Source organism: Hymenobacter cheonanensis (assembly GCF_030581075.1).
In the GTDB taxonomy this organism is placed as follows: Bacteria; Bacteroidota; Bacteroidia; order Cytophagales; family Hymenobacteraceae; genus Hymenobacter.
The window spans coordinates 147468-174212 of sequence record NZ_JAUQSW010000003.1 but is presented as its reverse complement, the minus strand read 5'-3'; the positions used below and the strand labels follow the sequence as shown (position 1 = coordinate 174212).

24 protein-coding genes are annotated in these 26745 nt (G+C 61.7%); 5 read left to right on the top strand and 19 right to left on the bottom strand.

Annotated features, from left to right (window positions below; translation table 11 throughout):
- Positions 1-71 precede the first annotated feature (71 nt).
- From Q5H89_RS07115 to Q5H89_RS07105, 3 genes are all read right to left on the bottom strand, one after another.
- On the bottom strand, positions 72-2267 hold the full coding sequence (locus Q5H89_RS07115) for an RICIN domain-containing protein (protein WP_305018592.1): 2196 nt from the start codon (positions 2265-2267) through the stop codon (positions 72-74).
- Positions 2268-2403: 136 nt separating this feature from the next.
- The gene (locus tag Q5H89_RS07110; protein ID WP_305018591.1) at positions 2404-4884 is read right to left on the bottom strand and encodes a glutaminase family protein; all 2481 of its coding nucleotides are present in this window, start codon (positions 4882-4884) and stop codon (positions 2404-2406) included.
- A gap of 101 nt (positions 4885-4985) precedes the next feature.
- Positions 4986-6206 carry an aldose epimerase family protein gene (locus Q5H89_RS07105; RefSeq protein WP_305018590.1) on the bottom strand — a complete coding sequence of 407 codons (1221 nt, stop codon included), beginning with the start codon at positions 6204-6206 and terminating at the stop codon, positions 4986-4988.
- Between the two features lie 253 nt (positions 6207-6459).
- Between Q5H89_RS07105 and Q5H89_RS07100 the strand changes: the two genes are divergently transcribed.
- The 3 genes from Q5H89_RS07100 (at position 6460) to Q5H89_RS07090 (ending at position 9937) form a co-directional block, all read left to right on the top strand.
- On the top strand, positions 6460-7494 hold the full coding sequence (locus Q5H89_RS07100; protein WP_305018589.1) for a LacI family DNA-binding transcriptional regulator: 1035 nt from the start codon (positions 6460-6462) through the stop codon (positions 7492-7494).
- Positions 7495-7609: 115 nt separating this feature from the next.
- Entirely contained in the window at positions 7610-8785 is a 1176-nt protein-coding gene (locus Q5H89_RS07095) for a glycoside hydrolase family 43 protein (protein ID WP_305018588.1), read from the top strand.
- Positions 8786-8830: 45 nt separating this feature from the next.
- On the top strand, positions 8831-9937 hold the full coding sequence (locus Q5H89_RS07090; RefSeq protein WP_305018587.1) for a 1,4-beta-xylanase: 1107 nt from the start codon (positions 8831-8833) through the stop codon (positions 9935-9937).
- Positions 9938-10006: 69 nt separating this feature from the next.
- On the opposite strand, the gene Q5H89_RS07085 is transcribed toward Q5H89_RS07090, so the two are convergent.
- On the bottom strand, positions 10007-10969 hold the full coding sequence (locus Q5H89_RS07085; protein ID WP_305018586.1) for a bestrophin family protein: 963 nt from the start codon (positions 10967-10969) through the stop codon (positions 10007-10009).
- Between the two features lie 173 nt (positions 10970-11142).
- On the opposite strand from Q5H89_RS07085, the gene Q5H89_RS07080 reads away from it, so the two are divergent.
- Positions 11143-11988, top strand: a complete 846-nt coding sequence (locus Q5H89_RS07080; RefSeq protein ID WP_305018585.1) for an energy transducer TonB — start codon at positions 11143-11145, stop codon at positions 11986-11988.
- 69 nt (positions 11989-12057) lie between these two features.
- On the top strand, positions 12058-13599 hold the full coding sequence (locus Q5H89_RS07075; protein ID WP_305018584.1) for a DNA integrity scanning protein DisA nucleotide-binding domain protein: 1542 nt from the start codon (positions 12058-12060) through the stop codon (positions 13597-13599).
- Between the two features lie 151 nt (positions 13600-13750).
- Here Q5H89_RS07075 and Q5H89_RS07070 read toward each other — a convergent pair whose 3' ends face one another.
- The 15 genes from Q5H89_RS07070 to secY all read right to left on the bottom strand — a co-directional run bounded on the left by Q5H89_RS07070 (position 13751) and on the right by secY (position 26742).
- Complete coding sequence (locus Q5H89_RS07070; RefSeq protein ID WP_305018583.1) at positions 13751-14260, bottom strand: DUF4442 domain-containing protein; 510 nt, start codon at positions 14258-14260, stop codon at positions 13751-13753.
- Positions 14261-14341: 81 nt separating this feature from the next.
- Positions 14342-14791 carry a PPC domain-containing DNA-binding protein gene (locus tag Q5H89_RS07065; RefSeq protein WP_305018582.1) on the bottom strand — a complete coding sequence of 150 codons (450 nt, stop codon included), beginning with the start codon at positions 14789-14791 and terminating at the stop codon, positions 14342-14344.
- Between the two features lie 203 nt (positions 14792-14994).
- A complete protein-coding gene (locus tag Q5H89_RS07060; RefSeq protein ID WP_305018581.1) occupies positions 14995-16218 on the bottom strand; it encodes a hypothetical protein in 1224 nt (407 codons plus the stop codon).
- Entirely contained in the window at positions 16208-16987 is a 780-nt protein-coding gene (locus tag Q5H89_RS07055; protein ID WP_305018580.1) for a hypothetical protein, read from the bottom strand. The genes Q5H89_RS07060 and Q5H89_RS07055 overlap by 11 nt, the downstream gene beginning before the upstream one ends.
- A 122-nt stretch (positions 16988-17109) precedes the next feature.
- Positions 17110-17685: an RNA polymerase sigma factor gene (locus Q5H89_RS07050; protein ID WP_305018579.1), complete on the bottom strand. Its 576-nt coding sequence runs from the start codon at positions 17683-17685 to the stop codon at positions 17110-17112.
- A 97-nt stretch (positions 17686-17782) separates the two neighbouring features.
- Positions 17783-20416, bottom strand: a complete 2634-nt coding sequence (locus tag Q5H89_RS07045) for an MGH1-like glycoside hydrolase domain-containing protein (protein ID WP_305018578.1) — start codon at positions 20414-20416, stop codon at positions 17783-17785.
- Positions 20417-20643: 227 nt separating this feature from the next.
- The gene (gene rplQ / locus Q5H89_RS07040; protein WP_305018577.1) at positions 20644-21231 is read right to left on the bottom strand and encodes a 50S ribosomal protein L17; all 588 of its coding nucleotides are present in this window, start codon (positions 21229-21231) and stop codon (positions 20644-20646) included.
- 200 nt (positions 21232-21431) lie between these two features.
- Positions 21432-22421, bottom strand: a complete 990-nt coding sequence (locus tag Q5H89_RS07035; protein WP_208131288.1) for a DNA-directed RNA polymerase subunit alpha — start codon at positions 22419-22421, stop codon at positions 21432-21434.
- A gap of 186 nt (positions 22422-22607) precedes the next feature.
- The gene (gene rpsD, locus Q5H89_RS07030) at positions 22608-23213 is read right to left on the bottom strand and encodes a 30S ribosomal protein S4 (RefSeq protein ID WP_305018576.1); all 606 of its coding nucleotides are present in this window, start codon (positions 23211-23213) and stop codon (positions 22608-22610) included.
- Between the two features lie 26 nt (positions 23214-23239).
- Positions 23240-23632, bottom strand: coding sequence for a 30S ribosomal protein S11 (rpsK, locus tag Q5H89_RS07025; RefSeq protein ID WP_144846925.1), 393 nt, complete (start codon positions 23630-23632; stop codon positions 23240-23242).
- A 144-nt stretch (positions 23633-23776) separates the two neighbouring features.
- The gene (gene rpsM / locus Q5H89_RS07020; RefSeq protein ID WP_305018575.1) at positions 23777-24154 is read right to left on the bottom strand and encodes a 30S ribosomal protein S13; all 378 of its coding nucleotides are present in this window, start codon (positions 24152-24154) and stop codon (positions 23777-23779) included.
- 115 nt (positions 24155-24269) lie between these two features.
- Positions 24270-24386 (bottom strand): 50S ribosomal protein L36, encoded by a 117-nt coding sequence (gene rpmJ, locus Q5H89_RS07015; protein ID WP_068340511.1) that lies wholly within the window; start codon positions 24384-24386, stop codon positions 24270-24272.
- 23 nt (positions 24387-24409) lie between these two features.
- Positions 24410-24628: a translation initiation factor IF-1 gene (infA, locus tag Q5H89_RS07010; protein ID WP_035567874.1), complete on the bottom strand. Its 219-nt coding sequence runs from the start codon at positions 24626-24628 to the stop codon at positions 24410-24412.
- Between the two features lie 5 nt (positions 24629-24633).
- Complete coding sequence (map, locus tag Q5H89_RS07005) at positions 24634-25416, bottom strand: type I methionyl aminopeptidase (RefSeq protein WP_305018574.1); 783 nt, start codon at positions 25414-25416, stop codon at positions 24634-24636.
- A gap of 9 nt (positions 25417-25425) precedes the next feature.
- On the bottom strand, positions 25426-26742 hold the full coding sequence (gene secY, locus Q5H89_RS07000) for a preprotein translocase subunit SecY (protein ID WP_305018573.1): 1317 nt from the start codon (positions 26740-26742) through the stop codon (positions 25426-25428).
- Positions 26743-26745: the final 3 nt, after the last annotated feature.

Here is a 26745-nt window from a genome sequence, read left to right as displayed (position 1 = left end):
TTAGTACTGCATAAAAAAGCCCTTGCTACGCGCGTAGCAAGGGCTTTTTTTATGCAGCTGACCCTGGCAGCCTAGTGCACCAGCACCAGCTTGCTATAGGAAGTTTGGCTGGCCGACGACAGGCGCACGGTGTACACGCCGGCGGCCCAGGTGCTGCCATCCAGGGCGAAGTCGGTGGCCTGGCCGGCCGTGCCGGCCACCTCGGCGAGGTGGCGCACCAGGCGGCCCTGCACGTCGAAGATGTCGAGGGCCACGCGGCCGCTTTGGGTGGGCGTCACCACGCAGTGCACCTGGCCGGTGGAGGGGCTGGGGTACACCACCAGGGGCGCGGCCTCGGCGGTGGAGGCGGCCGGGGTGGCCAGGGCCAGGCGGGCGCCGCTGGCGGCCTGGGGCATCAGGTCGAGGCGCCAGCGCTGGGCGTCGTTGCCATTGTCGGTGTACTGGTGCACGCCCTGGCCGGGGTTCGAGAGGTTGTTATCGACATCGAGGCAGAGGGTGGCGCCCTTGTGGATGAGCTTGGCGTAGCCATCGCCGGTCGATACGATTTGCCAGCGCTGGGCGTCGCTGCCGTTGTCGGTGTACTGTTGCACCGTGGCGCCGGTGGCGGTGCTGTTGCTGGCCACCTCCAGGCACTGGTTGGTATTGCGGTGCGTCAGCTTGTAGTAGCCGTCGGGCATCAGCGTGATAACCCAGCGCTGGGCATCATTGCCGTTGTCGGTGTACTGCTGCACGGCCTGGCCGGGGCTAGCGCTGTTGCCGGGCACTTCGAGGCACTGCGTGGTGCCTTTGTGCGTGAGCTTATACACGCCGCCCGACACGATGGGCAGGGCCGTGAGGGTGAGCTGCCAGCGCTGGGCGTCGTTGCCGTTGTCGTTCCACTGGTGCACGGCGGTGCCGGCGGCGGCCGAATTGTTGTCCACGTCGAGGCACATGGGCGTGTTTTTGTGGGTCAGCTTGTAGTAGCCGCCGGCCATGTTTTCGAAGCGCCAGCGCTGGGCGTCGCCGCCATTGTCGGTGTACTGCTGCACCACGGCGCCGGCCGTGGCGCTGTTGCCGGCCACTTCCAGGGCCTGGTTGGTGCCCTTGTGCAGGGCTTTGTAGTAGCCATCGGCTTGCAGGCTGATAACCCAGCGCTGGGCATCGTTGCCGTTGTCGGTGTACTGCTGCAAGGCCTGGCCGGGGCTGGCGGTATTGCCGGGCACATCGAGCGCCTGAGTGGTGCCCTTGTGCACAAGCTTGTAGGTGGCGCCCGAGGCGAAGGTGGGGCTCACCGGGCAGGGGCCGCTGGCGGGGCGCGGGGCCACGCCGTAGTTGGTCATGTTCACTTTCTGGATGGTGCCGTCGTAGTTAAACGTCAGGTGGTCAACGGATACCTGGCGGGTGCTGAAGCTGCGGTCGGGGTAGCGGTGGTACACCACGTAGTAGTCGTCGCAGCCCGGCACCTGCGTAATGGAGTGGTGGCCGGGGCCAAAATTCTGCGCATCGCTGCTCAGCAGCGAGCCCCGGTAGGTCCACGGCCCGGTGGGCGAGGTACTGGTTGCGTACTGCACATTATAGGTGTCATTAGTCCACGAGCCGTTCGAGTAGCTCATGTAGTACAGCCCGTTGCGCTTTATTAGGTAGGGCCCCTCGGTAAAGTTCTGGGGCGTGATATCGCGCGGGGCATCGCTCGTCAGCGATACCATATCCGCGTTCAGCTTGCGCACTACCAGCCGGCTGCCGTTCGAGCCGCCGTAGTAGACGTAGGCCTGCCCGTCGTCATCCACAAACACCATGGGGTCAATCACATCCTGCGTGATATTGTTGCTGAGCGCGGGCGTCAGCAGCGGCTGTCCCTTATCGGTAAACGGCCCGGTGGGGCTAGTGCCCACGGCAACCCCAATGGATGGCGTATTGGTGGCATTGTTGTGCGCCGTGTAGTAGAAATAGTACTTGCCATTGCGGGCCACCACCGAGGGCGCCCAGCCGTTGTAGGTGGCCCAGGTAGTTTGCCGGCCCAGGTCGAAAATGGTGCCCAGGTCCGTCCAGTTGGTGAGGTCGGTGGACGAAAAAGCGTGAAACTGTCCCCCGCTCGAATTAGCGTCGGTAGTGGGGTAGATATAGTATTTGCCGTTCAGGTAATCCATCTCCGGGTCGGCCTGGTAGCCGGGCAAGATGGGGTTGCCGCTGGTTTGGGCCGGGGCCCGCAGGCTCAGCAGCAGCAAGAAGGCTAGCAGGCCGGTCCAGTACCGGCGCAACGAATGGGCAGACAGTAGGGCTGTCGACATAAGGTTTGGGTGGGGAAAAGGTAAAAAATGACTACCGGGCGCGCCCGGCAATCGGGAAGAGCAGGCTGTAAGGAGTTAAAAGCGAAGTAGTTAAGAATTGAAATTCATTGCTCTTAACTCTTTCACTTTTAACTATTTACTTAGCGAGCTTATCGCTCAGCATTTTCATAAAGTAGCCGCCTACCACCGAGCGGGCCTGGAAGCCGACCTGGCGGGCATTGGTAGTCTCGTGCCAGTCGGTGAGGGGCACGCGGCTAGGGGTGTCGTTGGCAAACTGCCACACCGGGTTGATGAGCGCCGCAAAGTCGGCTTGGTTAGTGGCCAGGGTGGCGGTCCACAGTATCCAGTCCGACTTGGTGTAGGTCCTGCGGCTGTCGAGGGGCAGGCCGTATTTCTGCTGGTGCCGGAGGTAAAAAGCCAGCTCCTGCTGCGCCACCTCGGGCGGAAACACGTTCAGGTCGAGCACCTTGTCCCACACCAGGTTGTATTTCTGGCTCCACGAGCCGGCGGGCTTGTCGAAGGTGAGGGCGTAGTGGTCGCCGTCCTGGGCCAGCTGCATCCACTTTTTAGCCAGCTCGCGGGCCAGGGCCTGGTACTCATCGGCCGTCTTGGCATCGCCGAGCTGGCGGGCCAGCTGGCCGTAGCAGGCAATACCCATAATGGCCTTCACCGAGAGGTTGGTGTTGCGGGCCAGGTGGCCGGCAAAGTCGTCGGTGCTGAGCTGGTTGGCCGGGTCGAAGCCGTCGCGCCTCAAAAAGCCAACCCATTTGGTGAGCGTGGGCCAGTGCGCGCGGGCAAAGTCGGCCCGGCCATCCACTTTCACCACGGCAGCGCTGATAATGAGCATGTTGCCGGCTTCTTCCACCGGCATGTCCTCGCCGTAGGTCTGGCCGTTGGCCAGGGGGTAAGTGCCCACATCGTGGGCCGGAAAGTCTTTTTTCCAGCGCCCCGACTCCGAATACTCGAAGATGAAGCGCAGCATACCCTTGGCTAGCTCGTTGTTGTAAAGCAGGAAAAGCGGCGCCGAAGGGTAGGTAATATCTACCGTGCCAATAGAGCCATTCGAGAAGTTCTCCTTCGAGAAAAAGAGCAAGTCGCCCTTGGGCCCCACCACAATGCTGTGCGCGGCAATGGCCTGGCGGTAAGCCAATTGGCACAGGTCGGCATATTGAGGGCCACCGCTGGCCTGGGCGTCAGCATACAGCTTTTGGTCGAAGGCCGTGGCTTTCTGGCGCAGGCGCGGGTAGTCGGCCTCGGCGGCGGCCAGGGCCTTGTTCATGGTCATGGCCGGGTCGCGGCGCCACCAGGGCCGCAGGTTTTGGCCGAAGTACTGCACGGCCACCTGCTCGTCGTAGCCTAGCAGGAGGTGCTGCTCGGCGGGCGCGGCGGCCACGGCGCCCAGGTCGAGCACGGCGGCCTGGGCCACGCGCTGGGCCGGGCCGGTGGCCGGGGCACCGGGGGCCAGGGTGCCGGCTTTGGCAAAGGCGGCCTTCAGCGCCTGGGGGTTGCCGGAGGCCAGCAGCGCCCGGCCCGGCGCGGCCAGGTAGGCGTAGCCCCAGTCGATGCGCAGGTTGTCGCCGGCCTTGGCCAATACGGGCTGCTGGGTGGTGCCCAGGGCCTGCCAGCGCAGGCCCGCGGCCTGGCCGGCCTTGGTAGCTACGGTTTGGTAGGGCGTATTGCTGGCCAGTGTGCCCGCCTCGGTCAGCAATACTTGGGTGGGGTGCGCCTGGCCGTCGGTGGCCGTGGCGGTGCAGGTGACGTAGCTAACGGGCCGGGCCACGGTTTCCAGCTCGTCGAGCAGGAGCGGCGACAAGAAATTGACTTTCAGCGTGACCGGCCCGGCGGCAAACGTATAGGTGGTTTGGGTGGCCGTGACGGTGACGCCCGTTTGGCGGGCTAGCGGCAGCGCGGCCGGCGCGGGCAGCGCTTCGTAGAGGCCGGCATCGAGATACTCGCCGCCCTGGGGGCTGGTGGCGTGCAGGGCCAGCACGTTGTCGCCGGCGTGCAAGGCCTGCCGGGCCGCCGGGGGCACGTCAAAAAAATCGTATTTGCTGTTGAAACCGGCCTGCCTGGTTAGCAGCACGCCATTCAGGTAGGCTTCTACGTCATCATCGTGCTCCATCAGCAGGCGCAGCTCGCCGGCGGTTTTGGGGTCGGGCACGCGCACGGTGCGCCGCACCCAGATGTCGCCGCCAGTCCAGGCAGTGCCGTGCTCACTCTGGTTATCGGTGAAGGGTGCCGGGCCTTCCTGCCAGCCGCTGGCGGCCGCAAAACCGGCTTTCTCCCAGCCCGCCGCGGGCTGCTTAAACGTGTAGCGCGCCCGGTACGGCTGCTCGCGCACCGTCGGAATCAGGGCCCGGTACTGCGGCCCGGCCTGGCCCAGAAACTGATAGGCCCGGCCATCAACGCGCACCACGCCTTCCAGGCCCTGGGGCTCGCCGGTCCAGTGCCAGGTGGGCGCGGCGGCCAGCTCATTCTGAAACGCCCACACGCTGAAGTACGGGTTGTGCGTGATAAGCGGGTAAGCCGGCGGCCGCAACGCCTGCGCCTGCACCTGCGCCCCACCCAAGTCCAAAGCGCTTATTATCAGAATAAAAGAAGTTTTCTTTAGCTGCATAGCTCCTACGAATAAGGCGTGAGAAACAGCTGCCAACCCCGAAGCGAGGCTAACAACCCGGTTTTTAAGCAACAGCCCAGAGCACGGCGCCCGGGCTAGCCCTACTTGCGCACGCCGAAGCGGTACTCGGTAGTCGAGCGGAACGTGTCGCCCGGCCGCAGCACCGTGCTCGGAAAAGCGGGCTCGTTGGGCGAGTCGGGAAAATGCTGGGTTTCGAGGCAGAAGCCCGCGTGCGGCCCGTAAACCACGCCGCCCTTGCCTTTCAAGTTGCCTTTCAAGAAATTACCCGAGTAGAACTGCACCCCCGGCTGGTCGGTATATACCTGCATGGTGCGGCCCGAGGTGGGCTCGTACACGGTGGCGGCCAGGGCGGGGCTGGCGCGCTGCTTATCGGCCAGCACCCAGTTGTGGTCGTAGCCCCCGGGGGCAGCGCCGGGCACCTGCGCGAGGCGCTCGCCAATGGCGTGCGGCTGGCGAAAATCCATGGGCGTACCGGCCACGGCTTGCAGCTTGCCGGTCGGTATCAGCGTGTTATCGACCGGCGTGAAGCGGTCGGCTTGCAGCGTCAGCTCGTGGCCTAGCACGTCTTTGGCCCGGCCGTGGGCGAGGTTGAAGTAGCTGTGGTTGGTGAGGTTGAGCACCGTCGGCTGGTCGGTGGTGGCGGTGTAGTCGAGGCGCAGCGCGTCGGCGCTGGTGAGGGTGTACACCACCGTCACGCGCAGGTTGCCGGGGTAGCCCTCCTCGCCATTCTGGCTCAGGTACGTGAGTGTCAGGGTCGGGCCGTCGGCCGAGGTGCCGGGCCGGGCCGTCCACACCTTCCGGTTGAAGCCCACGGTGCCGCCGTGCAGCGAGTTGGGCGCGTTGTTGATGGGCAAGGTATAGGGCTTGCCATCCAGCGTAAACCTGCCCTTGGCAATGCGGTTGCCGTAGCGCCCGATAAGCGCGCCGAAATAAGGATTTTCCTTTAAAAACACATCGCTCGTGTAGCCCGCCAGGTCGTCGAAGCCCAGCATAATATCGCCCATATTGCCCGCCTTATCGGGCACCAGCAGGCTCGTGAGCGTGCCGCCGTAGTTGGTAATGGTGGCCTTCAGGCCGTGAGCATTCTGGAGGGTGAAGAGCTGTACATTAGCGCCTTCCTTTGTTTTGCCAAACGGCACGGCCGTGGGCGGCGTGGCCGCCGGGGCCTGGGTAGCGTGGGGGGCCATAGCAGGCGCGGTAGTGGTTTCGGAGGCGGCAGGGTGCTGGCTACAGGCAGCGAGGGCTAGCGCCAGGCCGGCCAGGCTGCCCGCCAGCGGCCGCCGACGGAAGGGGTGGGACATGAAGAGAGGACTGAGAGGCGTACCTGGCCGGGCTTACCCGCAGTGTGCTGCGGGCGGCTACCGCCGCGGGGCCAGGGCCGCAAGGTAAGAAAATGGGGCGGATTTATGCAAACGTTTGCACGAACAATATTTTGGGTTCGCCCGTAGTTAAATAGGCTAATTCTGTGCAACCTTTGCGTAGCCCGTTGCGCAGTTTGTTGCAGCAAGCTGCGCGTTTTTCCTCAGCGACAGGGCCTATTCCCTCTTTCATTTCGTGGCCAAAAAACGCGCTTCCATCACGGACCTGGCTCGGCAGCTCAACATTTCCGCCTCCACCGTATCGCGTGCCCTGAGTGGGCACAGCGCCATCAGCGAAGCTACCATCAAGCGCGTGGCGGCCCTGGCCAAAGAGCTGGGCTATCAGCCCAATAGCCTGGCCTCGGGCCTGCGCAAGGGCCGTAGCAACATGCTGGGCGTGGTGGTGCCGCACATCGACGGCAACTTCTTTTCGCAGGTGGTGAAGGGCATTGAGGCGGCCGCCAGCAAGGCCGGCTACCACGTGCTCATCTGCCAGTCGAACGAAGACATGGCCCACGAGCGCGCCAACCTGGAAACGCTGATGAACGCCCAGGTCGAAGGTATTCTGGTGTCGCTTTCGCGCACCACCCGCGAGTTCAAGCACTTCGAGAAAGTGCGCAAGCGCGATATCCCGCTGGTGTTTTTCGACCGCATTCTGGAGGGCTACGACGTAAACGCGGTGGTGCTCGACGACCGCGCTGGCGGCTACCGCGCCACCAAGCACCTGCTGGAGCAGGGCTACCGGCGCATTGCGCACTTCAGCGGGCCGCAGCAGCTCAACATTTACAAGCACCGCCGCCAGGGCTACGAAGACGCGCTGCGCGAGTACCAACTGCCCGTGCGCGAGGAGTTTATCATCATCGGCGAGATGACGATGGAGGCGGGCAAATTGGGGATGCAGCAGCTGCTAGCCCTGCCCGAGCCGCCCGACGCCGTGTTTTCGGGCAGCGATTTTTCGGCGGCCGGCGCGTTGGAAGTCCTGGGGGCGCGCGGCCTGCGCGTGCCCCAGGATGTGGGCCTGGTGGGCTTCAGCAACGAGCTGTTTGCGCGCCTCACCGTGCCCCAGATTACGTCCTTCGACCAGCACTGCGAGCTGATGGGCCGCACCGCTACGCGCCTGCTGCTGCAAGTGATGGAGGAGCGCGAGCCGCATTTTGCCCCGCGCCACGTGGTGCTGCAGCCCGATTTATTTGTGCGGGCCTCATCGCTGCGCGCCGGGCCGGCCACCTAGCTAGTGGGTGCGCCGGGCTGGCCAGCGACGAGAAAACGGCAAAAAGATGCAAACGTTTGCACATGCTTTTGCTACCTTCGCCTCCCGCTTTTCCCACTCGCTCCTCTTCTCACGCATGAATTCCTTGCCCCGCGCTTGCTGGGGGCGGGCCGTAACGGACCTGCTCCGCCGCCCGGCGCCCGCCCAGCCTACTCAACTGCTCAGCCCCCTCGCTTATCGGCAGCTGGCCCCGGGCGCGGGCCGGCCGGCACCCGAACTGCGCGCCTGGCTGCAACGCGTGGTTTTCTGGCCGCTGCTGGCCAGCCTTCTGCTGGGTAGCGCGCCCGGTGCCTGGGCTCAGGCACCGGGCCGCACCTTCACTAACCCTTTGAAAGTGAATGGCCCCGACCCCTGGATTATCCGCCAGAACGGCTATTACTACTACACCAATACGACGGGGAAAAACATTACGCTCTGGAAGTCGAAAACCCTGGCCGGGGTGAAGGACGAGCCCGGCGCGGTGGTGTGGACGCCCCCGGCCGCCGGCCCCAACTCGACCCAAATTTGGGCGCCCGAGCTGCACTTGCTCGGCGGCAAGTGGTACCTCTACTACACGGCTACCGACCGGGCCAACGCGGGCGACAACACGCGCTACGTATTTGTGCTGGAGAACGGCAGCCCCGACCCCACCACTGGCACCTGGGTTGATAAAGGGCGCGTAAATACCAAGTACTCAGGGCTCGACGGCACGGTATTCGAGCACGGCGGGCGGCGCTACTTTGTGTATTCGGCCTACGTGGGGCCGCAGAGCGTGCTGGCTATTGCGCCGATGCAGAACCCCTGGACGCTGGACGCGGCCAGGGAGACGACCATCGCCACCCCTACCCTAGCCTGGGAAAAAGGCGGCGGCCGCCAGATTCTGGAAGGCCCCGAGTTTTTGGCCGGCCGCCAGGGCCAGCTGTTTTTGGTGTACTCGGCCAGCGCGTGCTGGGACGATAACTACTCGCTGGGGATGCTTACGGCCCGGCCCGGCGCCGACCCGCTGCTGGCCGCCTCGTGGGTGAAATCGGCGACGCCGGTTTTTCAGCCTTCGGCCGCAAACGGGGTGTGGGGCACCGGCCACAACGGCTTCACGACCTCGCCCGACGGGCGCGAAAACTGGCTCATCTACCACGCCAAGGCCGCTGCCGATGGCAAGTGCGAGGGCCGCAGCGCCCGCGCCCAGCGCTTTACCTGGCGCCCCGATGGCTCGCCCGACTTTGGCGTGCCGGCGGCCCTGGCCACGCCGCAGCCCGCGCCCTCGGGCGAGTAAGCGGCTCGTCTTCTGCTTTATTTTCCATCCTACTCTTCCCTTCCCATGAAGAAAATTTCGCTGCTCCTGCTGGGTCTGGCGCTGCTTGGCGCGCCGCTGGCCCAGGCCCAGAAAGTCAAGACCAAAGTAAAGGGCACTACCGCTAGCCTGCCCAGTGGCCAGGAACGCCGCTGGAGCGCCGACAAGGCCAATGCCTGGTACAAAGCCCGCCCCTGGATGACGGGCGCCAATTTCATTCCCAGCACCGCCATCAACCAGCTGGAGATGTGGCAAGCCAGCACTTTCGACCCCCAAACCATTGACCGCGAGCTGGGTTGGGCCGAGGACATCGGCTTCAATACCATGCGCGTATTCTTGCACAGCCTGGCCTGGAAGGAAGACCCGGCGGGCTTCAAGAAGCGGGTGAACGACTACCTGGCCCTGGCCGATAAGCACCGCATCGGCACCATTTTCGTGTTTTTCGACGACTGCTGGAACAAGGACCCCAAGGTGGGCACCCAGCCCGCGCCCAAGCTGGGCATCCATAACTCGGGCTGGGCCCAGGACCCCGGCGACCCGGCCTCGCGCGACTCGGCCACCTTTATGCAGCTGCGGCCTTATGTGACGGATGTGCTCACGAGCTTTGCCCACGATAAGCGCATCGTGCTCTGGGACTTATACAACGAGCCGGGCAACAGCAACAAGGGCCTGGCCTCGCTGCCGCTGCTGCGCAACACCTTTGCCTGGGCCGAGGCCGTGCGCCCCGACCAGCCCCTGAGCGCGGGCCTCTGGAACTGGGATTTCACGGCCCTGAATACCTTTCAGGCCACGCACTCCGACGTGATTACCTACCACGACTACGACGAGGCGGCCCCCCACCAACGCGTAATTGAGCTGCTTAAAACCCACGGCCGGCCGCTCATCTGCACCGAGTACATGGCCCGGCCGCGCAACTCGCGCTTTGTCAACATCCTGCCGCTGCTCAAGAAATACAACGTGGCGGCCATCAACTGGGGGCTAGTGGCTGGCAAAACCAACACCAAGTACGCCTGGGACACGCCCCTGGCCGACGGCTCGGAGCCTAGCGAGTGGTTCCACGAGGTGTTTCGCCCCGATGGCACGCCCTACCGCCCGGACGAGACGGATTTCATCAAGAAAACGAACGGCCGCTAGGCCTATTCTACGGCAAAAGCCCGGTTTAGCGCTGCTAAACCGGGCTTTTGCCGTAGAATAGGCCTAGCCTTAGTACAGGATGTCTCCTACCGGCTGCAAGGGCTTGGGCAGGTTGGTTTCGGCCAGCATCTGGCGCAGGTCAATTTCGATGCTGCGGCAGATGGATGACATCGACACGTCGTTTTCGGCGTTCTCGAAGGGATTTTCGCTGTTGTGGCCCACTTTCTCGATGGTGTGAAACACCCAGCTCACGAGCGTGGCAAAGGGCACCATCAGCCACACGTGGTAGGGCCCGAGGGCTACGCGGTGGTCAAATTCCTCGACCAGGCCCAGGGGCAGCAACAGGGCAAATATCATGACGAAGACGTAGCTAAAGAACGCGTACTGCCGCGGAAAAGGCGTGTTTTTGATGCGCTCGCAGGCCCCCTGGTGGTTGTTGAGTTCGCGCAGCGTTTCGGCCATCGACACTTCCCGAAATTCGGTCAGCATGCCATCGAAGCTGAGCTGGCGCAGGTCGTGGCCCTGGCGGATAACCAGCTGGGCGGGCGGGTTATTGGCCTGGCCCAGCGCGTGGTCGGCGGGGTCGAGCAGAAAAGGTACTACTTCGGCTTGCCACAGCTCGGCGGTTTGGCGGCGCAGGTGCAGGCGCAGGGCATTGGCCCAGGCAATGTGGCGGTACACCAGGCGGCGGTGGGCCGCCAGCTCCGCGCTGTCGTAGCCGTAGTTATCGTCGGGCGTGCGCACGAAGTCGAGTGCCCGCCCCGCCCAGGTGCGCGACGAATTAACCACAGCCCCCCAGAGCTGGCGCGCCTCCCAAAAGCGCGAGTACGAGGCGTTGCTCTTAAAGCCGATGTAGAAGGCTACGGCCGTACCCAGCATGGCCACCGGCTGCCACGGAATGTCGAGCCAGTGAATATCGAGCGGCCCGTAGAGCAGGCCCACAAATGCATCGTAGGACGCAAAAAGCAGCAGCGGGCGCCACCCGTACTTTTCCCAGATAAAAGACAGCTTTAAATTACGTTTGATATGCATAACAAGGGTTTTTGCGCAAATATCTGCCGCGCGCGGGCAGGCCCCGGCGTGGGCAAACTACCTGTACGGCAAAAAGGCCGTTGGTGCTGCCGGCCGGGCTAGCCAGCCGGCCCGGCCCTACTACCCCGGCACGGTTGTAGCTTCGCGGCTGGCTTTCTTTATGCACTATTCCTATGAAATCGCACGCGCTTGCCTTGCTCTTGCTGGCCGCCACGCCGGCCCTAGCCCAAAAACCCGCCAAGCTTAAGTACAAGGCCGACGACCCCAAAACGGTGTACGACGCCGTGGAGCAGCCCGCCGTGCCCAAGGGCGGCCCCCAGGCCTACGCCGAGTACCTGGCCAGCCACCAGAAATACCCCACCGCCGCCATGCAGGCCAAGCAAGAGGGCACAGTAATGGTCACTTTCGTAGTGGAGCGTAGCGGCAGCGTGGGCGAAGTGGAGGTAAAGCAGCCGGTAGCGCCGCTGCTCGATGCCGAGGCCATTCGGGTGGTGAAAGCCGGCCCCAAGTGGACGCCCGCCCACAACCACGGCCAGCTGGTGCGCCAGCGCGTGACCCTGCCCGTGAGCTTTGTGCTGGCCGAGGGCTCGGGCGAAACCGTGGAAGTGCCCGCCGCTGGCAGCACCAAGCCCGGCGCGCCGCTGCCGCCCGGCGCGGTGGCCGCCGCGCCCGGCACTACCTCGGTAGTCGGCACCACGGCTAGCGGCACCAACATTATCCGGCCCGAAAAATCGGCGCAGCCGGTGGGCGGCAACGCGGCCTTCTTCTCCTGGATTGCGGCCAACCAGAAATACCCCGACCTGGCCCGCAAGCGCCACATTCAGGCCAAGGTGCCGGTCGAGTTCACGGTGCAGCCCGACGGCTCGCTCACCGATGTGCGGGTGGTGCAAAAGCACGGCTCGGGCCTCGATGAGGAGGCCGTGCGCCTCATTAAGGCCGCGCCCAAGTGGGAGCCTGCCCTCTACCAAGGCAAACCAATAAAGCAAAAGATGGCGTTGCCGGTTATATTTCAGCTGTAGGGCTATGTGCGCGCCGGCACGCAGCCGCACTAGCCCCAGCTTTTACGGTCTATGTCCCTTTTCTGCGCTATGACGCCCACCCTAGCCTCCTCCCAGCCGGCTACGCCGGCTTTGCCTACTCATTACACCTGGCCGCACCAGGGCCGCTACCGCGAAAGCGCCCAGGCCATTGCCCAGGCGCTGTTCGACACCCTCGACGATGACCTGCACCCGCAGGTATCGGTGCTGTGCCTGCCCCTCGACCCGGTGGGTGGCCAGCCGGTGTGCCAGGAGCCGGCCGCCAGCGACCTACCCAACGAAGCCTTTGCCGAGGTAGTAGCCGATGGCCTGGTCTTGGAAGCGGTGGGCCTCGTCTCGCCCGTGATGAAACCAGCCGAGTGGATGAACGACGCGCAGGTGCGCCAGCGGCTCGAAAACCTGGCCATCCGCAAAACCCTGCTGCAGGTGCTGGAGCAGCTTGATGCGGGCGCCACCACCCAGCATTTTGCGGGCTACCCGGTGCGCATAAATGGCTACATCGTCTTCACGCTGCTGCGGGTGCAGCGCAAGCCCCTGCGCTCGTACCCGGCCCTCAAGCCCGACCGCTTTTACACCACCGGCAAGCCGGTGGCCAACTCGCTGCTGGCGGCGGCCATGTACCGCTTCAACGAGGAGTGCTACAAGTCGTTGAATGAGCCGGCCCCCGGAGCGGGATTCCTCTTTCGCCCGCGCGATACCGAGGAGCTGCTGCGCGCCGCCGGCCAGAGCCTGCTCGACACGCCGGCCCTGGCGCTGGGCATCGACCCCGGCCTGGCCCAGCTTTTCACTACCCTCAACACCATTTCGAGCCTGCGCTACGAGGGTGCCGAGGGTATTGGGCGCCTGCTGCTGGTGCCGCGCGGCCACCCCAACGTGGAGGAGGTATTTGCCCTCACCTGCCCTACCGAACTCAGCGACTACCGCGCCGTGCGCAAGCTGCTCGAAATGACGAGCCACGATGTGCACCTGCTGGCCGACGGCGAGAAGGTGTACGCGCTAGGCCGCCAGGTGGGCCACTACGACGCCACCCGCGAGGACTTGTTCGACATTCATTTCGTGACGCACTACGCCTGGGAGTTTGCCCATGCCGGGCAGGTGCTGCTGCGCTCGCGCTACGGCCTGCCCAACCTGCCGCGCCCGCGCCTCAACCGCACCCGCTTCAAGCGCGACCTCAAGCGCACCTTCGACCTGCACCGCACCGATAAGGTGGCCCGCCTCTGGGACGTGGTGCTCGAAGCCAGCAAGCAGCCCAAGGGCACGCTGCTCGTCATCACCACCGAGGCCCTGGCCGAGGCCGACCGCCTCAAGCTGCAATGCACGCTCATCGAGCCGGTGCCGCTTACGCCGCTCATCACCCAGCTTATCACCAGCATCGACGGCGCGGTGCTGCTCGACCCCGAGGGCTACTGCTACTCCATCGGCGTTATCCTCGATGGCAAGGCTAGCGGGCACGGCAACGGCACACGCGGCGCCCGCTTCAACTCGGCCGTGCGCTACGTCGAAAGCTCGCCCTATCCCTGCCTGGTAGTGGTAGTGAGCGAAGACGGCATGGTGGATGTGCTCACGAAGGAGAACCTGGCCGAGAGCCGGTAGTAGCTATTGCCGACCTAGCAAGAGCTACCTCTGAGATAGAAAAAGCTACTTCAGAAGCAGTAAAAGCTACCTCTGAGGTAGAAAAAGCCAGCCCGGCAGCAGCGTTTGCTACTGCCGGGCTGGCTTTTTCTGGGGTAAAGGAAGGTAGCGGCTACTTCCTGGCCCGAAACGACCATGTTATTTTGAAAACCGCCACCACGTCGCCGGCCTCATCCAGGCCAGTGCTGGTGCACAGCACGGTGCGGCCCTCGCCGGTGGCGCGGCTGTCGGCCACGGCCTGGGCGATGGCTAGCCCATCGGGGCAGGTGAAGGCAATGGTGCCCACGGCTTTCTTGCTGAACTCGGCGGTGAGGCCCACGACCAGCATCGACACGGGGCCGCCGCTCTGCACCTGCATCATGGCCTGAATGCCGCTGGCCAGCTCGGCGGCCATGCTCAGGCAGGCAAAGTAGATGCTGCGAAACGGGTTTTGGGTAAGGTACTTGTAGCGAATAGTGACCGTGGCCGCCTCCGGCGTGAGCGCCACCAGGCGCAGGCCGGCCAGCCAGGCCATCGGCAGCTTGCGCAGCATAAAGAGCCGCAGTTTGGCCGGGCTCAGCACCTGGCGGCGAAAGGCCTGGGCAGCCGGCGAATCGGGTGGAGAAGTTGCAGAAGGGCGCATGGGCTGAGGGCTAGGGCACCAAGATACTGGCTAGCCCCCAGCCGACACGCCAGGGTGGCTCCTCACCAGCTGCGCGGGCTGCTAGGGGCGCTTTTTTGGTTTAGGTACCACGGGGGCGGCTGGCTCTACAACCAGCTCTTTATAGCCGAAGGCAGGGTCCGTCTGGCGGGTAAAGCGCAGGGCGGGCAGCGCGCCCAGCACAATTTCGGCGGTGGTGTAGATGCGGCAGCCGTCGAGCAGGTGGCCGCCCAGGGTGCGGCCGGTGCTGTCGGCCACCGCCAGGTGCAGGTGCCCGCCGCCCGTGGCCGAGAGCGTGCCCACGAGCGACACAATCTCGAAGTGCCCGCGGTAGTGGGTGGCCTTTTCCTGGTTGGCCAGGCGCAGGCTTACCTCGGTGAGGCTGCCCACGCAGGTGAGCACGGCGCCCGCTTCGAGGTGGTGCGCCGCCACGAAGGCCATGAGCTGCTGGCGCAAATCGTCGCCGGGCTTCAGGCGCAGGGCATAGGCAGTGAGAGGCGACGAGGACGCCATAACAGTCGGAGTTTGGGCCCGGGCGGGGCTAGCCAGCAACCCCAGCCCAAGCAGGCATGAACTATATTTTATCACGTTGCCAAAGAAACAAACAGAACGTCAGGCTACGTTGGCCGAAGCCTCTTTACCGCACCACTCAGCGATGCAGTAAAGAGGCTTCGGCCAGCTCAGCCTGACGTTCTGTTTTGACTTATGGCTAGATGCTACTTGCTGAAGCGCACCGTGCCGTAGCGCACCTTGATGTTGACGTTGCCGGCCCCGCGCGCGGGCACCCGGCCGCCGTACACACCCATCACATCGGCAATGCCGTCGGCCTTGCCGCCTTCCGAGAGCACGCGCACCTGCTTTTTATCGACCAGCAGCTGGCCTTGCTCGGTGCTTACATCGAAGCGAAAGCTGGGAGTAGCCTCGGCAAAACCCAGCCGAATGGTGCTGTAGCCGCCATCCAGGGTTATCTGGCGAAAGTTGGCGCCCATGTCGCGCACCTCAAAATCGGGGCAGTAGCGCACGGCCATGTCGAGGCCTTCGCTGAGCTTGCCCACGCTGAAATGCGAGTAGCCCGATGAGCCGCGTAGCGTGCGCACCGTGCCGAGGGCCACGTCGCCGTATTTGCTGTGCACCGTCAGGTCGTGCACGGTGCCCATGTCCACATCCGAGTAGTTGGTGCGCAGCTCAATCTGCTCGCCGGCGTCGAGGCGCAGGCGGGCGTACTCGGCCTCCAGGCTGGCCTGCTTGGCAAAGGGCAGGGTGGCATCGCCATTGGCAATGTGCACCACGTTGCCAGCGGCGTTGAGGCGGCCGGTACGCAGGGTGCCGTAGTTCACGGTGAGCTGGGCCGGCCCCTGCCAGTCGCTAGCCACCAGCACCTCGGCAAAGGCGGTAGTCAGGCGCAGGGCCGTGGTACTGGGCAGCCACACCGTGTAGTTGACTTCGTAGCGGCAGCCGCCGCCGCTGCACCGCCCCTTCAGGGCAGGCCCAAATTGCGAACTGACGGCCACGCCGCCCGTGCGGGCATCATAGTCGAGCCACTGCACACCCAAGCCATCGAGCAGTTGCGCGGCGCCGGCCGGTGTTTCGGCGCGGGCAATAAACTCAGCTTCGATTTTCATTTCCGGCTTGTCCCAGGCGCTTACCCGCACGTGGCCGTAGCGGGTGTCGAGGGCAAACGCCTGGCCGGCCTTCGCCACCCGAAAGCTGTGGCTCACGCGCCGCCACTGCTCAATGGGCGGCGTGGTTTGCTCTTGGGTGGGCTGCGCCTGGGCCTGGCCGGCGGGCCCTTCCTGCCCGCCGGCGCCTTGCGGCGCCACGTAGTAGGTCACCTGCGCGCGCTCGGCAGCGTGCTCGGCGGCAGTTTGCGCCCGCGCCGGCTGGGCCAGCGCTGCCAGGCCCAGCCCGGCTGCCAGTAGCAGGCGGTGGCTAGCGTGCATTGCGGCGAACTAAGTTGTCAGCAATACTACGGCTATCGGCCAGCACGTATTCGCCATTGGTGCCACTGGTACCGGCTAGGGCCGGCTGGTCGCCGCCGTGCAGCTCCAGCTGGCGGTCGAGGATGTCGAGGCGAATTTGCAGGTTGCGGTTCATGGCCGTCAGCACCACTTCGGGCTGCGGGTGGCGGGGCAGCTCGCGCTTAAGCTGCTGGTAGCTCGAATCGAGGCCCACTAGCTCGCGGGCCCACTCGGCGGTGGCCGCCGGGGCTAGCTGACTGAGCTGGGTTTTGCGGTCGGTGAGCTGGGCAATGTAGTAGCGCTCCATGCCGTGCACGGCCGTATCGAGGCGGGCATCAACCTCGGCACCGCCCTGGCTGGCGGGCACCACGCTCGCCTCGGAACCCAGATAAAGGGCCGCGTCGGGGGTCGAAGGAAGCACGGTGGTTTCGGTAGCCACGGCCGGGCCGCGGGTGGTTTTCCAGGCTTCGCCCACCCCGGCGGCTACGAGCAGCAGCACGAGGGCCGCCGCCAGGCCATAGCGCTGCCAGCGGTCGCTTTTTTGCACCCGCAGCACGGGCGAGGCCAGCGGCAGCTCGGCCACTGACTGGGGAGCGATAGCCATGCGCGGTGCCTCGGTTTCGGCGGGGCTTTCGCCGTGCAGCTGCTTTTCGAGGGCGGCCCATAGCTCAGGCCTCGGCTCGTGCAGGTCGAAGTCGGCCCGGTGCCGCTCCACGTAATTTTCTAGTGAATGACGATTAATAGGTTCCATAATGAATAAGTACCGCCGCAAAGCGGAGTAGGACTATTACGAGGGACTAATACGAGTGCCCCGGCGCAATGGCCATTAACAAGGGTGGGAAAAGCAGAGGTTCGGTGGCCGGCGGCAGCGGGCTAGCTGAGGCCGCGCTCGCGGGCCAGTTCGCGCAGCCGGGTGCGCGCCCGGCTGTACTGCGACTTGGAGGTTGACTCCGTGATGCCCAGAATACCGGCAATTTCAAGGTGGTCGTAGCCCTCTAGCAGATACAGCGACAGCACCACGCGGTAGCCGTCGGGCAGCTCCTGAATGCAGCGGCGCAGCACGTCGGCGCGGTACTGCTGCTCCTCGGCATCCTCACCGGCGTGGGGCGGGCTAGCCTCGGCCGGGGCGGCTTCGTGATGAAAATCTTCGAGCGGCACCAGCTGCAATCGCCGCTGCCTGAGGCAGTTAATGCTTTTATTAACTACAATGCGCTTTAGCCAGGCGCCGAAAGAAGAGTCGCCCTTGTAGCCGCTCAACTCCCGAAACGCACTCAAAAATGACTCTTGCAGCACGTCCTCAGCCTCGGCATGGTCGCCGGTAATGCGCAGGGCGGCGTTGAACATGGCTTTCGAATAGCGCCGGTACAGCTCGGCTTGCGCCTGCCGGTCATTTACCCGGCACCGCTCTACCAGCGGGGCATTAATGTCGATATACGCAACGGCTTCCATAGGCAAACGCAGCTGGGGTGAGGCGCAAAGGTCGGAGTATCTTCGAACTTATGCGCCACAGACAATGAATGGGGTGGCTAGGTTGCATTTCAGCTTGTTAAGCTTCCGTTTTGGCGCGCTGTTGCAGCAAGCGCACCACCAGGCCCGTCCAGCCAGTTTGGTGGCTAGCCCCGAGGCCGTGCCCATCATCGCCGTGAAAAAACTCATGAAAGAGGAGGTAGTCGCGGAAGTGCGGGTCGTCTTGCAGCGGGCCGGCCGGGCCGAAGGCCGGGCGCTGGCCCTGCTCGTTGCGCAGCAGCAGCTTGGCAAGGCGCTCGGATAAGGCATCGGCCACTTGGCTCAGGTTGTGTAGCTTCCCCGAGCCGGTGGGGTACTCTACCGTAAAGGAGTCGCCGTAGTAGGTATGAAACCGTTGCAACGACTCAATAATGAGGTAATTAACCGGAAACCAGATAGGCCCGCGCCAGTTCGAGTTGCCGCCGAACATATCCGATTCGGCCTCGCCGGCCACGTAGCTCACCGCAAAGCTGTCCTCCTCGGTGTGGAATTCATACGGGTGCTCCAGGTGGTAGCGCGAAAGCGAGCGAATGCCGTAGTCGGAGAGAAACTCCGTCTCGTCGAGCATCCTTGTGAGCACGCTTTTGAGGCGGCTGCGGCGCATGAGGCTCAGCAGGTGGCGGGCGCCCTTGCCGGGCTCCTGCCAGCGGCTTACCAGCTCGGCCAGGTGCGGGCGGTTTTGCACCAGCCACCACGCCCGCGCCGTAAACTCGGGTACGGCTTCCAGCAGCTCATCCTCAATAACCTCCACCGCAAATAACGGAATCAGCCCCACCATCGAACGAATACGCAGGCGCTCGCGCGAGTCGTCGGGCATGTGCAGCACATCGTAGTAAAAGTGGTCCTGCTCGTCCCACAGGTTGAACTCGCCGCCGCCCCCTAGCGTCATGGCGTGGGCGATGTAGAGGAAGTGCTCAAAGAACTTGCTAGCCATTTCCTGGTACAGCGGGTTGGTTTTGGCCAGCTCCAGGGCCATGCGCATGAGGTTGAGGGCAAACATGGCCATCCAGCTGGTACCGTCGCTCTGCTCGATTTTGCCGCCCGTAGGCAGCGGCGCCGAGCGGTCGAACACCCCAATGTTGTCCATGCCCAGAAAGCCGCCCTCGAAAATGTTGCGCTCGTCGCGGTCCTTGCGGTTCACCCACCATGTGAAGGTGAGCACGAGCTTCTGAAACACAGCTTCCAGAAACTGTGTGTCGCCCTGGCCGCCGTTGAGCTTGCGGTCCATCTGGTACACGCGCCAGGTGGCCCAGGCGTGCACCGGGGCATTTACGTCCTCAAACTTCCACTCGTAGGCCGGCATCTGGCCGTTGGGGTGCAGGTAGCCGTTCTGGGTTAGCAGGCGCAGTTGCTCCTTAGCAAAGCTGGCATCAACCATAGCAAGGGGCAGGCAGTGGAAAGCCAGGTCCCAGGCCGCGTACCACGGGTACTCCCACTTGTCGGGCATCGAAATGATGTCGGCGTTGTGCAGGTGGCGCCACGCTGCGTTGCGTCCCTGTTGGCGCGGGCCCTTGGGCGCCGGCCACTTGGGGTCGCCGTCGAGCCACTGGCTCACGTCGTAGTAGTAATACTGCTTGCTCCAGAGCATGCCCGCAAAGGCCTGGCGCTGCACAGCCCGCGCGTCGGGGCTAGCCACGTCTTCCTGCACGCAGTCGTAAAACACATCCGCCTCCTGCTGCCGCTCGGCAAAAAGCTGGTCAAAATCGGCAAACGGCGCCTCGTGCGTCGGCTGGCTCAGGCGCAGGCGCACTTCCTGGCACTGGCCGGGCGCAAGGGTCAGGGTGTAGTGCGCAGCCACCTTGGTGCCCCGCCGCGCCGGGTTCACGGCCTTGCGGCGGCCCTCCACTACGTACTTGTTGATGCCGTCCTTCCAGTACCCTCCCCAGCCCGCGCGGCGCCCTAGCAGCTCGGGGTTGGTTTCATTTTCGCAAAACAGCAGTTCCGGCGCGCCCTCGCAGTATAGCTGATACTGCCCTAGCGCGTGGTGAGTGGCGGCTGCCACTCCGGGGCGCACCAGGCTTATTTCCGGCCGGCGGTCGTCGTAGCCCCAGGCCCAGGTATTGCGAAACCACAGCTGCGGCAGCACGTGCAGCGTCGCCTTCTCGGGCCCCCGGTTGTGCGCCGAAATACGCACCAGCACGTCATCGGGCCCAGCCTTGGCATATTCGATAAAGACATCGCAATAGCGGCTGTTCTCAAAAATACCGGTGTCCAGCAGCTCGTACTCGGGCTCCAGGCGAGTGCGCCGAGCATTCTCCGCTAGCAGGTCCTCATAAGGAAACGCCCGCTGCGGATACTTATACAGCATCTTCATGTACGAGTGCGTGGGCGTGCTATCGAGGTAATAGTACTGCTCCTTCACATCCTCGCCGTGGTTGCCCTGGCCATTGGTCAAGCCAAAAAGACGCTCTTTCAACTGGGTGTCTTCGCCATTCCACAGCCCTAGCCCAAAGCACAGCTGCTGCTGGTCGTCGCTGAGCCCTGCCAGGCCTTCCTCACCCCAGCGGTAAGCGTAAGCCCGCGCCATATCGTGAGAGATAAAATCCCAGGCATTGCCATCGGGGCTGTAATCTTCGCGCACCGTGCCCCACTGCCGCTCGGTGAGGTAAGGGCCAAATTTTTTCCAGGCTACCGTTTTGTTGTTGGCTTCTGCCAAGCGTCGCTGTTCCTGCATAGTACTCAAGTAATTTTCTCTCCGCTGCTTCGCCGGCTTTTCAACTGGCCTAGCGAAACTATATCTAGGCCGCCATCGGCTTCCTAGCTCTTACTGTTTCGCCCCTGCACAGTTGTGCAGGGCGCTGTTTTATCTTAAAAAGGCACTTTCAGCGAAACAGTATGTTATAAAAAAAGGAGGTACACCGCTAGGTGCACCTCCTTTTAGGTACTTGCAGCAAAGGCTAACTACTCAGCCTTCTCAGCTTCCTCACGGGTTTCGCCGTTAGCCAGCGTATCCGTAGCCGTATCAGCCGGAGCCGACTCAGTAGTGCTGGCGGCCGGAGCCTCAGCTACTACGGCAGCCGACGTACCAGCCTCGTTGCCAGCAGCTTCGCCCTTGCCACCACGACGACGCGAACGACGGGTAGTGGTGGTTTTAGCTTCGGCAGCATTCTTCGACTCCAGCAGGGTTTCATTGAAGTCAACCAGCTCAATAATGCACATATCAGCATTGTCACCGGCGCGGGTAGCGCTCAGCTTCAGAATGCGGGTATAGCCACCGGGGCGGGTAGCAATTTTCTCCGCTACCGAGCCAAATAGCTCCTTCATGCTCTCCTTGTTTTGCAGGGTAGCAAACACGGTACGGCGCGAGTGCGTCGTGTCGTCTTTGGCCTTGGTCAGCAGGGGCTCGATATATTGGCGCAAAGCTTTGGCTTTAGCAACCGTAGTAGTCACGCGCTTGTGCAGGATGAGCGACGTTGCCATGTTCGACAGCATCGCGTGGCGGTGGGCGGTAGTACGGCCCAGGTGGTTGATTTTTTTACCGTGTCGCATCGGACAATTTGGTTAAATGCTACGCTTGCGGACCAGGACCACGGCGGGTCGCTAGAACCTCATTAGAACCCCAATCCCTAGGGCGTAGCGGGTGAATAATTTATAAAAACGCCAGAAAAGTCTGACAACTTGTATACAAAAAATTGCTGGCTGCCAATTCCTCGTTGCAAGGATTCAGCAGCCAGCAAGGCAATCTACTTCTAGTCTTCGTCCAGGCGGTACTTGCTCAGGTCCATGCCGAAATGCAGGCCCTTCTCTTCCACCAGGTTTTCCAGCTCGGTGAGGCTCTTCTTACCGAAGTTGCGGAACTTCATCATATCGGCCATGTCGAGCTGCACCAGCTCGCCCAGGGTCTTGATATCAGCCGCCTTCAGGCAGTTGTAAGCCCGCACCGACAGGTCCATCTCGCCGAGCGAAGTCTTGAGGACTTTACGCATGGCGAGGGTTTCCTCGTCGATAGGCTCAGCTGCCACAGGGCGGTTGCCGCTCAGCTGCATCGTGCTGTCCGAGAACAGCATGAAGTGCTGAATGAGGATATTGGCCGCACCTTTCAGGGCCTCCTCGGGATGAATCGAACCGTCGGTCGAGATTTCAATCAGCAAACGCTCGTAGTCAGTTTTCTGCTCTACGCGAGTATTCTCGATGCTGTACTTCACGTTCTTGATAGGCGTGTAGATAGCATCGATGGCAATCTGACCAAAAACCTGGTCGGCGGGCTTATTCTCGTCGGCAGGCACGTAGCCACGGCCACGCGCTACCGTCAACTCAAACTCCAGTTCTTTGGCCGGGTCGAGGTTGCAGATAACCAGCTTAGGGTTCAGAATCTGGAAACCCACGGCAAATTTGCCGATGTCACCAGCCGTGAAGCTGTCTTGCCCGCTCACGCGCACCGTAATCTTGTCCTCAATGGCGTCGCTGATTTTCTTGAAGCGCACCTGCTTGAGGTTCAGGATGATTTCGGACATGTCCTCAATCACTCCCTCAATCGTCGAGAACTCGTGCAGCACCGAAGTCGTGCGCACCGACGTAATGGCGAAGCCCTCCAGCGACGACAGCAGAATGCGCCGCAGCGCGTTTCCAATCGTGACGCCGTAGCCCTTCTCCAGAGGCTTGAATTCAAACGTCCCGGTGAAGTCGTCGGATTTCTCCATTACCACCTTCTCCGGCATTTGAAAAGCTAAGATTGACATATGTGGGGCAGTTAATTAGTGTAATACAGGAAAAGCAAGCCGAAGCTTGCCTCAAATTTGGGTAGCCAACCAAAACCACAACGGGGTTGTTTTCGTGCCCTAGCGCGCTAATAAGCAGCAGCATAGCCGCACCGGCTTAGCACAAATGCGGCCCGAGCTATGCCCGGGCCGCACCAAGTGCCAGTATTACTTCGAATACAGTTCGACGATGAGCTGCTCCGTGATTTTCTCCGGAATCAGGTCACGCGACGGCATGTTGGTGAACTTGCCCACCATGTCTTTGCCGTCCCACTCCAGCCACGAGAACTGACGGGCGTTGCGCACGGTCAGCGAAGTCGTGATGGCTTCGAGCGACTTCGACTTCTCACGCACCCCAACGAGGTCGCCGGGGCGGAGCTTGTACGAAGGAATGTTCACTACCTCACCGTTTACCGTGATGTGCTTGTGCGACACCAACTGGCGAGCAGCACGACGGGTGCTGGCGATGCCAAGACGGTAAACCACGTTGTCGAGACGCGACTCTAGCAGGCCGAGCAGGTTCTCACCCGTGATGCCGGGGAGCACCGCTGCCTTGTGGAAGAGGTTTTCAAAGTATTTCTCCAGTACACCGTACAGGTACTTTACTTTCTGCTTCTCCATCAACTGCACAGCGTATTCCGACTGCTTCTTGCGACGGCCACGGCCGTGCTGGCCGGGGGGGTAGTTCTTTTTATTGAGCGCTTTGCTCGGGCCGAAAATCGGCTCCGAAAAGCGACGGGCGATTTTGGCGGTAGGGCCAGTATAACGTGCCATTTTAAGGAAATATCAGAAATGAAAAATCAAACGCGGCGACGCTTGGGCGGGCGGCAGCCGTTGTGCGGCAGCGGCGTCACGTCGCGGATGGTCGTCACTTCGATACCAATGTTGCCCAAAGCACGGATGGCCGACTCACGGCCAGCACCCGGACCTTTCACGAACACTTCGGCTTTGCGCATGCCCAGGTCGTGGGCTACTTTGCCACAGTCGCTAGCTGCCATCTGGGCAGCGTAAGGCGTGTTTTTCTTTGAGCCACGGAAACCCATTTTACCGGCCGAAGCCCAAGAAATTACTTGGCCGTTCGAGTTAGTTACCGAGATGATGATGTTGTTGAAGGAGGCGCGAATGTGGACTTGGCCCACCTGCTCCACCACGACAAGCCGCTTCTTGGCTTTGTCTTTTCTTTTTTGTGCCATTTGGTTATCGCTATAAACGCGGCAGGTGTTAGCGCCTTCGGCGAGTTATGAATTATGAATTATGAGTTCTGAATTGCCCGAGGACAACTCAGAACTCATAATTCATAATTCATAATTCTCTTTAGAGCTGATTGCCGCTACGGGTTATTTCGTTGCTTTCTTCTTGCCGGCCACGGTCTTACGCTTGCCCTTGCGGGTACGCGAGTTGTTCTTGGTACGCTGACCACGAACTGGCAGACCTTTACGGTGACGGAGGCCACGGTAGCAGCCAATGTCCATCAGACGCTTGATGTTGAGCTGAATCTCCGAGCGCAGTACGCCTTCAGTCTTGTGCTCAGCGGCGATGATGGCGCGAACCTCACCAGCTTCAGCTTCGGTCCAATCCTTCACTTTTTTATTGACATCAATGCCAGCTTTGGTGAGGATTTTAACCGAGTTGCTCCGGCCAATGCCGAAAATGTAAGTCAGGGCGATTTCGCCGCGCTTGTTGTCCGGGATGTCAACCCCTGCGATACGAGCCATATTGGTTGGTTAGATGTTTGCGGACCAGAAAGCCCGGCAGCGGCTTGGAAGGCGACCGGCCGAACAAAAGTTCAAACCAGCCAGTACCCAAGGCTCCGGGTTTCTGAAAATTGATTTAGCCCTGACGCTGCTTGAAGCGGGGGTTCTTCTTGTTGATAACGTAGAGCTTACCGTTGCGACGGATGATTTTGCAATCAACGCTACGTTTCTTCACCGAGGTTTTTACTTTCATGACCTTGAAAAGAACGAAAAAATTTACTTGTAACGATACTTAATGCGGCCCTTCGACAAGTCGTAGGGCGACATCTCTAACTTTACCTTGTCGCCGGGCAGAATCTTGATGTAGTGCATCCGCATCTTACCCGAGATGTGGGCAATCAGCTGGTGGCCATTTTCCAATTCCACGCGAAACATGGCGTTGGAAAGGGCTTCGAGGATGGTACCGTCCTGCTCGATGGAGGCTTGTTTTGCCATAAGGGCTATTGCAGTGCTTTTTCTATGTATTCAAAGGAGGTCAGAATCTCTGCCTTGTCCTTTCTAACAACAACCGTGTGCTCAAAGTGCGCAGCCGGCTTTTTATCGCGGGTCCGGATGGTCCAGCCATCCTTTTCCTGCACCACGTCCTTCTTGCCAAGGGTAATCATCGGCTCGATGGCGAGCGTCATGCCAACTTGCAGCAGCGGCCCCGAGCCCCGTTTGCCGTAGTTCGGCACCTCAGGCTTCTCATGGAGGCTAGCCCCTACCCCGTGGCCGACCAGCTCGCGCACCACGCCATAGCCCTTGGGCGAAACGTAGTTTTGAATGGCGTAGCTGATATCACCAACGCGGTTGCCAGCCACCGCCTGCTCAATACCTTTATACAATGATGCTTTCGTTTCCACCAGCAACTTCTGTACTTCCGGCGCCACTTCCCCGATTGGGTATGTGTAAGCACTGTCTGCGTGGTAGCCGTTGAGGAATACCCCAGCGTCTACTGTCAGAATGTCACCGCTCTTCAGCGGTTCGTCGGTAGCGAATCCGTGGACTACTACTGAGTTTGGGCTCAGGCAAAGGCTATGCGGAAAACCGTATAATCCTTTGAACGAAGGGGTAGCCCCGTGGTCGCGTATGAACTCCTCGGCGCGGTAGTCTAGCTGCCGCGTCGTGACTCCTTCGCGCACCAGCGAAGCTACCTCGCCGTGTGCGCGCGCCAACAGTTGCCCGGCGGCGCGCATTAACTCTATTTCTTCTTCTGTTTTTAACAGAATAACTCCAGTCGCCATTTTGCTACCTTACGAGGCAATGGCTATTGGCTGCGAAGGCCGACCACGCAATTTACCCGATTTCATCATGCCGTCGTAGTGGCGCATCAGCAAGTAGCTTTCTACCTGGTTGAGCGTATCCAGCACCACGCCTACCATGATGATAAGCGAAGTTCCGCCGTAGAACAGTGACAGCGGACGGGTAACCCCGAGCAACAAAGCCAACGTCGGGAAGATGGCAATGAGCGCCAGCGCCACGGCACCCGGCAGGGTTACGCGAGTCAGGATTTCATCGATGAACTCCGACGTGTCGCGGCCCGGTTTCACGCCCGGTACGAAACCACCACTCCGTTTCAGGTCATCCGCAATCTGGTTGGGGTTGACGCTGATGGCAGTGTAGAAGTATGTGAAGATGACAATCAGCAGTGCGAACACCGTATTGTATACCCAGTGCTCGGGCGAGAAATATGCCGCAATAGTAGCCGCCAGGTCACTGTTTTTATCCCAGGCCGAAGCAGCGATGCTCGGTACGAACATTAGCGATTGGGCGAAGATGATGGGCATAACGCCGGCAGCGTTAACCTTCAGCGGGATGAATTGACGCTGAGCGTCGAGTTGCGTAGCACCACCTACCTGCTTGGCATACTGCACCGGAATCCGGCGAACAGCCTGCGTGAGCACGATAACGGCCATTACAACCAAGAACAATACTACCAGTTCGAGCAGGAAAATCAGCGACTTGTTGACGCCCTTAGCAGCAGCTTCGCCGATAAGAGCACCAGGTAAACGCGACACGATACCAATCATGATAATCATGGAGATACCGTTGCCAATGCCTTTATCGGTGATTTTCTCACCTAGCCACATACAAAACAGCGTTCCGGCCGTGATGATGAGCATGGTCGAGATGGTGAAGAACGTGCCAGGGTTCATGATGGCCTCAGCATTAATCGTCGCCAGGAAGCCCACGGACTGCGCCATCACAATCGGGATGGTAAGCACGCGGGTGTATTGGTTTATTTTCTTCCGGCCCGACTCTCCTTCTTTCTGCAGCTTCTGGAAGTACGGCACGGCAATCGTGAGCAGTTGCAATACGATAGAAGCCGAGATATACGGCATGATGCCCAGAGCGAAGATAGAGGCATGGCTAAATGCGCCACCGAGCAACGTATCCAGAATACCGAATACGCCGCCAGTGCCTTGCTTCAGCTGTGTAGGGTCTACACCTGGCAGAACCACATAGCAGCCCAGCCGGTAGATAGCAATGAAAAATAGCGTATTGAGGATTCGCGTACGCAAATCCTCAATAGCGAAAATATTTTTTATCGTTTCGATAAACTTATTCATTGC

Bases quoted from the DNA above. Each gene is read 5' to 3' on its own strand.
- Q5H89_RS07115 (WP_305018592.1), bottom strand. From the start codon at position 2,267: ATGTCGACAGCCCTACTGTCTGCCCATTCGTTGCGCCGGTACTGGACC.
- Q5H89_RS07110 (WP_305018591.1), bottom strand. From the start codon at position 4,884: ATGCAGCTAAAGAAAACTTCTTTTATTCTGATAATAAGCGCTTTGGAC.
- Q5H89_RS07105 (WP_305018590.1), bottom strand. From the start codon at position 6,206: ATGTCCCACCCCTTCCGTCGGCGGCCGCTGGCGGGCAGCCTGGCCGGC.
- Q5H89_RS07095 (WP_305018588.1), top strand. From the start codon at position 7,610: ATGAATTCCTTGCCCCGCGCTTGCTGGGGGCGGGCCGTAACGGACCTG.
- Q5H89_RS07090 (WP_305018587.1), top strand. From the start codon at position 8,831: ATGAAGAAAATTTCGCTGCTCCTGCTGGGTCTGGCGCTGCTTGGCGCG.
- Q5H89_RS07085 (WP_305018586.1), bottom strand. From the start codon at position 10,969: ATGCATATCAAACGTAATTTAAAGCTGTCTTTTATCTGGGAAAAGTAC.
- Q5H89_RS07080 (WP_305018585.1), top strand. From the start codon at position 11,143: ATGAAATCGCACGCGCTTGCCTTGCTCTTGCTGGCCGCCACGCCGGCC.
- Q5H89_RS07075 (WP_305018584.1), top strand. From the start codon at position 12,058: ATGACGCCCACCCTAGCCTCCTCCCAGCCGGCTACGCCGGCTTTGCCT.
- Q5H89_RS07070 (WP_305018583.1), bottom strand. From the start codon at position 14,260: ATGCGCCCTTCTGCAACTTCTCCACCCGATTCGCCGGCTGCCCAGGCC.
- Q5H89_RS07065 (WP_305018582.1), bottom strand. From the start codon at position 14,791: ATGGCGTCCTCGTCGCCTCTCACTGCCTATGCCCTGCGCCTGAAGCCC.
- Q5H89_RS07060 (WP_305018581.1), bottom strand. From the start codon at position 16,218: ATGCACGCTAGCCACCGCCTGCTACTGGCAGCCGGGCTGGGCCTGGCA.
- Q5H89_RS07055 (WP_305018580.1), bottom strand. From the start codon at position 16,987: ATGGAACCTATTAATCGTCATTCACTAGAAAATTACGTGGAGCGGCAC.
- Q5H89_RS07050 (WP_305018579.1), bottom strand. From the start codon at position 17,685: ATGGAAGCCGTTGCGTATATCGACATTAATGCCCCGCTGGTAGAGCGG.
- Q5H89_RS07045 (WP_305018578.1), bottom strand. From the start codon at position 20,416: ATGCAGGAACAGCGACGCTTGGCAGAAGCCAACAACAAAACGGTAGCC.
- rplQ (WP_305018577.1), bottom strand. From the start codon at position 21,231: ATGCGACACGGTAAAAAAATCAACCACCTGGGCCGTACTACCGCCCAC.
- Q5H89_RS07035 (WP_208131288.1), bottom strand. From the start codon at position 22,421: ATGTCAATCTTAGCTTTTCAAATGCCGGAGAAGGTGGTAATGGAGAAA.
- rpsD (WP_305018576.1), bottom strand. From the start codon at position 23,213: ATGGCACGTTATACTGGCCCTACCGCCAAAATCGCCCGTCGCTTTTCG.
- rpsK (WP_144846925.1), bottom strand. From the start codon at position 23,632: ATGGCACAAAAAAGAAAAGACAAAGCCAAGAAGCGGCTTGTCGTGGTG.
- rpsM (WP_305018575.1), bottom strand. From the start codon at position 24,154: ATGGCTCGTATCGCAGGGGTTGACATCCCGGACAACAAGCGCGGCGAA.
- rpmJ (WP_068340511.1), bottom strand. From the start codon at position 24,386: ATGAAAGTAAAAACCTCGGTGAAGAAACGTAGCGTTGATTGCAAAATC.
- infA (WP_035567874.1), bottom strand. From the start codon at position 24,628: ATGGCAAAACAAGCCTCCATCGAGCAGGACGGTACCATCCTCGAAGCC.
- map (WP_305018574.1), bottom strand. From the start codon at position 25,416: ATGGCGACTGGAGTTATTCTGTTAAAAACAGAAGAAGAAATAGAGTTA.
- secY (WP_305018573.1), bottom strand. From the start codon at position 26,742: ATGAATAAGTTTATCGAAACGATAAAAAATATTTTCGCTATTGAGGAT.